The organism is Vibrio sp. 2130-1 (genome assembly GCF_033339515.1).
Map to the genome: position 1 here is coordinate 1 of NZ_JAWOUT010000745.1, position 514 is coordinate 514.

Here is a 514-nt window from a genome sequence, read left to right on the forward strand (position 1 = left end):
TGATTTCAAGCTGGAATCGCGCGGCACCTAACACCATCCCTACCGCTGCAAAAGCGGGTGGTAACTACCTTTCTTCACTACTCGTTGGTGGTGAAGCACGTCGTCATGGTTACGACGAAGGTATCGCACTGAGTGTTGACGGTTACTTGTCAGAAGGCGCGGGCGAGAACATCTTTGTCATCAAAAATCGCGTGATCACCACACCACCAGCCACCAGCGCTATCCTACCGGGCATCACTCGTGACTCGATCATGACCATTGCTCGCGATAAAGGTTACGAAGTCCGTGAAGCTAACATTGCTCGCGAAGCGCTATACCTTGCGGATGAAGTATTCATGACTGGTACCGCAGCAGAAGTTGTGCCTGTGGCAACCATCGACAAAATTGAAGTGGGCAGCGGTAAACGCGGTCCGATTACCAAAGAATTGCAAGAAGCCTACTTTGGCCTATTTAACGGCACCACGGAAGATAAGTGGGGCTGGTTAGACTATGTGTACCCAGAGCAGCAGTAAGA

At 51.2% G+C, this 514-nt stretch carries 1 protein-coding gene; it reads left to right on the forward strand.

Annotated features, from left to right (window positions below):
• Positions 1 to 512 (forward strand): branched-chain-amino-acid transaminase (gene ilvE / locus R7Q09_RS28470; RefSeq protein WP_318144249.1); only part of this gene is annotated, 512 nt, incomplete at its 5' end.
• Positions 513 to 514 lie beyond the last annotated feature (2 nt).